The 5,803-nt window shown below is 46.4% G+C and carries 5 protein-coding genes; 2 read left to right on the forward strand and 3 right to left on the reverse strand.

Features of this window, described 5'->3' with window-relative positions; genetic code table 11:
* Positions 1-121: 121 nt before the first annotated feature.
* The 3 genes from ACLFWI_RS25685 to ACLFWI_RS25695 all read right to left on the reverse strand — a co-directional run bounded on the left by ACLFWI_RS25685 (position 122) and on the right by ACLFWI_RS25695 (position 2,407).
* Positions 122-964: a sulfite exporter TauE/SafE family protein gene (locus ACLFWI_RS25685; protein ID WP_446415272.1), complete on the reverse strand. Its 843-nt coding sequence runs from the start codon at positions 962-964 to the stop codon at positions 122-124.
* Positions 965-1,089: 125 nt separating this feature from the next.
* Positions 1,090-1,629 (reverse strand): rhodanese-like domain-containing protein, encoded by a 540-nt coding sequence (locus ACLFWI_RS25690; protein WP_446409658.1) that lies wholly within the window; start codon positions 1,627-1,629, stop codon positions 1,090-1,092.
* Positions 1,630-1,708: 79 nt separating this feature from the next.
* Positions 1,709-2,407, reverse strand: coding sequence for an MBL fold metallo-hydrolase (locus ACLFWI_RS25695; protein ID WP_446415273.1), 699 nt, complete (start codon positions 2,405-2,407; stop codon positions 1,709-1,711).
* A gap of 546 nt (positions 2,408-2,953) precedes the next feature.
* On the opposite strand from ACLFWI_RS25695, the gene hflX reads away from it, so the two are divergent.
* The gene (gene hflX, locus ACLFWI_RS25700) at positions 2,954-4,669 is read left to right on the forward strand and encodes a GTPase HflX (protein WP_446415275.1); all 1,716 of its coding nucleotides are present in this window, start codon (positions 2,954-2,956) and stop codon (positions 4,667-4,669) included.
* Between the two features lie 291 nt (positions 4,670-4,960).
* The coding region (locus ACLFWI_RS25705) for an NF038122 family metalloprotease (protein ID WP_446415274.1) at positions 4,961-5,803 on the forward strand (843 nt) is incomplete at its 3' end.

A 5,803-nucleotide genomic window follows, 5' to 3' on the forward strand; every position in this document is an offset into this window, starting at 1 on the left:
ACCTGACGATACCAAGTTGGGGGAATTTAGGTCTATAGGACGGCACATTTTCCCATGATGAAATAATACCGGAAACGACCAAAAAAATCAAGTGCCAACGAACACCTATAACACCGGAAATCTATCGATAAGCTATCTGAACTTCTGACTTCCTACTTGATTCCGTCTGATCCTGTTCTGATGTGAGCACCTGACGATTTTGAACTAAAATAAACGCGGCTACGGCAATTAAAAAATAACCAAAGGCTTTCTGTAACTGTTGAGCTTTGACATACTGTGCCAAATATGCACCAACTATAATTCCCACACTTGCCGCCACAATAAATGAACCCATTAACCCCCAATCTAGGGGAACTTTTCCCAAATATCCCAGAAATCCAGCCACTGAGTTACAGGCAATAATTAGTAATGACGTTCCCACCGCTTCCTTCATCGGCGTATTTCCTAATAATACCAATGCTGGAACGATCGCGAATCCACCCCCAACCCCGACTAAACCCGTCAATACGCCCACACCTAACCCTTCAGTTAGCATCCACAACCAACAATATTTACACACAGGTTGAGGATAATACTGCAAGTCATTATCGGGTTTAGTCGGTTTACTGCTTTTGCGGATCATGAATCCCGCCGCAATGATCATCATTACCGCAAATAAAAGAAGCTGGAATGTTCCGCTGACAAAAAAGGCTAACTTTGCCCCAAAATATGCGCCCAACATCGTCGCCGCGCCGAACATAAACGCCTTTTTGAAATTCAGATTCCCTCGTCGCCAGTGAGGAATAACTCCAATCAAGCTAACGGTTCCCACGATTACCAATGTCATTGCGATCGCGCTTTTCGCTTCCACCCCCATCACATACACTAAAATAGGCAAGGCTAGTACCGAACCGCCGCCACCCATTAACCCCAAACTAATACCAATTCCGGCGGCAAGAATTAACCCAATTATCCAAGTTCCCATTTGTCTTATGTCCTTGGTCATTTGTAATTTATCATACTCGCTTGCCTGAGAAGCAAGCTAAGTTGATTTTTTACATTAATAGGATGCACCCCATGAACGATAAACGATGCACCCTGAACAGTAAACTAAACCCGTTGGTTGTAAGGTAGTTTTGCTAGTAACATCCCCATGGCACAAGTTCCACTGACGCCCGCAAAGACTAATCCCGCACCAACAAAACCACTCAAGATTAAAAACCAAGGCGAGACAAAAGCGCCTAATACGGTTCCAGTAAACACTAATGTACCTGCCACAATTTGCACTTGTCGGAATAAACTAATTGGCGCATTTTTATTGACCTGAGTTTGATATCCGGCGGATTTCCAGCTTGGTAATCCCCCTTGAAGATGATTCACCGATTCAAATCCCGACTCGAAGAATTTTTGGGCGGCTTGTTTCGAGCGATTCCCGCTTTGACAGTATAATACAACCTGTTGATTTGTTTCCGGTTTAACCTCGCCGGGAGCAAGCTTAGACAGTGGCATTAATTTTGCCCCAGGAATATGTTCACTGGCATATTCTCCCGGTTCCCGCACGTCAATGAGCATCACTTGTTGACGATCCAGCCATTGTTTTAAGGTTTGGGCATTAATTTCTTGTAGATTGTTGGCATTAGTTAAAACCATGAGTTTTTCTCCTTATCTATGTGCCGAACTTGTCTAACTTAATGTATTGGTGTAGATGTTTACAGGAATCCCTGTTTCTTTATGCTTTAACCGCTACTTTTCCACAGCGTTCATTAGCAGGAACCGCTTCCATCATCTTTTTCGGATCAGGAAGATTTAAGTTATTCATCAATTCGATAAAGCTGGCGCGATCGCGATTGGCTAATCGAGGATTACATTGCTGTTCTTCGCCAATCGTGGATACGGTATGTCCGCGATAATCATGTCCGGGATACACCAGCGTCTCAGCGGGTAAATTAAATAACTTTTGAGTTATGGAATTAAATAATGTGCTTGCATCACCGCCTTGGAAATCAGTTCGACCGCATCCCCGAATTAACAGCGAATCCCCCGTGAGGACGCGATCGCGATTCACCCAATAGGCGTTATGACTATTGGTATGACCCGGTGTGGCGATCGCAACAATCTCAACTGAACCCACCATTAACACCTCACCATCCGCCAGAAAGCGGTCAGCACAAGCAGCCGAGGCATTTTGAGGAACCACACCCTGACAGTGAGTCAACTCGCGCAGTCGCGCTGTTCCGGTGACGTGATCGGCGTGAATATGCGTTTCCAGACAATACTGCAAGGTTAATCCCAACTCATCGAGGAGTTTGCGATCGCGATCAACCTGGTCTTTGACCGGATCGACCAGAATCGCGGCTTTTGTGGCTAAATCAGCGATGAGATAGGTATAGGTGCTGGTTTCACTGTCAAATAATTGACGAAATAACATCAGCTCATCTCCCTTGGACTGTTTGGTATTATTTGTTCACTAAATTACGATTTAGTTATATTTAACTTACATCACACTAGACACACCTGTCAAGAGGGGAGATGGGGGAGATGGGGGAGATGGGGAAGCAGGGGAAGCAGGGGCAGGGAAAGTTATATCTTTGAATGCAACTTGGTATTAGTCGTCAAGGAACAATTTGTAGGGGCGGGTTTAGGGACTAAAATCGGCTACTCAGAACTAACTGAAAAACAAAACCCGCCCTACCTAACCAATAAATGAACAACAAAACCCGCCCTCCTCTTGTGCAATAATGCCACCAGAATAATACAAAAACAATGGGTTCGTAGTAGGCACGAAGTTATTGGTTGGGTTAAAAATTTTGGCAGGGCGGGTTTTGAATGAAATGTAGTGATTTCCCCGTTACATGAGTTCCTAAACCCGCCCCTACATTTGGATTGGCTGGTAAGGAATCCTCGTGCGTTGACACCGGGGAGGATCTAAAATAAACAAAAGTAGAGTCAGGAGCCAGTTTACTGGGAGTCGCCTATCGAAACGATCTATGGCAATCTTGTCGGCTTAAAGCCTAGCCAGCTTAAACAACTGCAACGCCTCTATCACCAGCGCTTACCGGGCGATCGCTTGACCACGCCGGAATTTGCTCAACGGTTAGCCGCGATTAGCGCTGATATCAAACAGCCCTTATGTACTTACCTCAATCGCCGAGGACAGGTGATTCGAGTAGGAGTGGGAACCCCAACACAAACCAAAATCCCCCCATTGGAGTTACCCCGCTATGGTGCAGAACGATTGTGTGGGATTCGCTGTATTGCCACTCAACTCAAATCCCACACCCCGCGTAACGCTGACTTAACCGCTATGGCGATTCAGCGCTTGGATGCGCTAGTCCTGCTCACCGTGAGTGAGTCAGGATTTGAACGGCGGGGGGGTGGCGCAACCGGATATGTGAACGAAACCTATTTAGCCCACCTGATTCCGGTTACCCAGTCATCCAGACAAGACGCAGATGGTCAACAAACTTGGCTTATGTCCCCAGCATTAAGTCTGGATCTGTTGACAAAACAAGATTTCTTTGATTTAGTAGAAGGACTTGAAGCCGAATTCCGCCGCGAATTTATCGCCCAACAGGTCGATGTCGATCAAGATCGGGTGTTGATTGTCGGGTTAATGACGGCAGATATGAGTCGGGGACAGTTTGAAGACGGGTTAGCCGAAATTGCCCGACTGGTGCAAACCGCCGGCGGGGAAGTATTACAGACGCTGCGACAAAGGCGATCGCAACCCCATCCCCAAACCGTTGTCGGCGCGGGAAAAGTGCAGGAAATTGCCCTGACGGTGCAGACATTAGGGGCGAATTTAGTCGTATTTGATCGGGACTTATCCCCCGCCCAAGTTCGTAACCTAGAAGCCCAAACTGGGGTACGAGTAGTAGATCGCACTGAAGTAATCTTAGATATATTCGCCCAACGCGCCCAATCCCGTGCTGGGAAATTACAAGTCGAATTAGCCCAATTAGAATACATGCTGCCGCGCCTCACGGGTCGAGGTCAAGCCATGTCCCGGTTAGGAGGCGGAATTGGAACTCGCGGTCCAGGGGAAACCAAACTGGAAACCGAACGCCGTGCGATTCAGCGCCGGATTGCCCGATTGCAACAAGAGGTGAACCAGTTGCAGGCACATCGATCACGGATGCGACAACGACGCCAGAAGCAGGATGTGCCAACGATTTCTGTTGTCGGTTATACCAATGCGGGTAAATCGACGTTATTAAATACATTAACTAATGCCGAAGTTTACACCGCCGATCAATTGTTTGCCACCCTTGACCCAACCACCCGACGTCTACCGATTACTTATGCGGAGACTGGGGAATCGATTACGGTTCTACTAACCGATACCGTGGGATTCATTCACGAATTACCACCCCCCCTCGTCGATTCCTTCCGCGCCACGTTGGAAGAGGTGACAGAAGCCGATGCGTTAATCCATCTGGTGGATTTATCCCATCCCGCATGGCAAAATCATATTCGTTCAGTCATGTCCATTTTGGCAGACATGCCCGTGACACCAGGACCGATTCTAGTGGTGTTTAATAAGATTGACGAAGTAGACAGTGAAACCCTAGCCTTAGCCCAAGACGAATTTCCCCAAGGGGTATTTGTTTCGGCTAGCAAACGGTTAGGACTAGAAACCCTGCGGCAAAAAGTAGCCCAGTTAGTTGATTATGCGATCGCACCGCAATAATAAATGTTGATTGTGTAGGGGCGGGTTTCACCATTATCATTTCTGATCTGACCCAGATGCAACTAAACCCGCCCCGACTCGACCCTCTCCATTTTTATTGTTAATGTAGTTTAAGATAAGAGGCAAGAGGAAGCTAAAAACTTAAAGATCTAGGTCAATTGTCGTAAACCGTTCAGGACTCAATCAAATAGACCAACCTGACAAACGGCAAACCTGAATAATGTCTCCAAGTTCTTGAATGGATGGATATAGAGTGTATCGTTGAGCAAACCTTATTGAGTTAGGCAAGTCATGACAAATAAGCTCTCACCTCTGAGTCAGTATGTCCGATCACTCACACCATTGACAGCTCTTGCTGTTGCTGTAGAAATTAGTTTTGGCGCAACCGCCGCACAAGCCCTACAATTTAACTTTAGTCCGTCATCGGGGACGTCTCAACAGGCGATTGATGGATTCACAGCGGCTGGAGATCTCTGGTCTGATCTATTCACCGATAATGTTACCGTCAACATTGACATTGGTTTTGAGTCCCTGGGTTCTGGCATTTTAGGTCAGGCGAGTAGTAATACAATTGGGAATCGTTACTCTAATGTTCGCAATGCCTTAACCAATGAGCGAGTATCTGCGGATGATTTTACAGCCGTCGCCAATTTGCCAACCGGTTCGTTTCTTGATTTTCTGACGACCGATCCATTTTCGGGTAATACAATCAGGGATAATAATTCCAGCACCAATAATTATTATCTGGATATCAACCGAGCAAATGCCAAAGCCCTCGGTTTACTCAGTGGGAATAATAGTTCAACTGATGCGACGATTAAATTCAATAGTGACTTCAATTTCGACTTTAATCCCGATAATGGAATTAGCAGCAATGCTTTTGATTTCGTGGGAATAGCGGCTCATGAAATCGGTCATGCGTTGGGGTTTGTCAGCGGTGTGGATATTGTAGACTATTATTCCGAACCTGATGGACCAGGCGCTCCGTTATCACTTGATCGCTACAGAATCTTCAGTCCACTGGATCTGTTTCGCTACTCTAAAAATAGTGCCAACCAGGGTATTCTGGACTTAGCCGCCGGAAGCAAGGCGTATTTTTCCATTGATGGGGGAGATACAAACCTGGGTTTATTT

Origin of the sequence: Coleofasciculus sp. (genome assembly GCF_046539235.1) — a bacterium.
Lineage (GTDB): Bacteria > Cyanobacteriota > Cyanobacteriia > Cyanobacteriales > Coleofasciculaceae > Coleofasciculus.

Coding starts and splice junctions, on each gene's coding strand:
- ACLFWI_RS25685 (WP_446415272.1), bottom strand. CDS start 964: ATGGGAACTTGGATAATTGGGTTAATTCTTGCCGCCGGAATTGGTATT.
- ACLFWI_RS25695 (WP_446415273.1), bottom strand. CDS start 2,407: ATGTTATTTCGTCAATTATTTGACAGTGAAACCAGCACCTATACCTAT.
- ACLFWI_RS25690 (WP_446409658.1), bottom strand. CDS start 1,629: ATGGTTTTAACTAATGCCAACAATCTACAAGAAATTAATGCCCAAACC.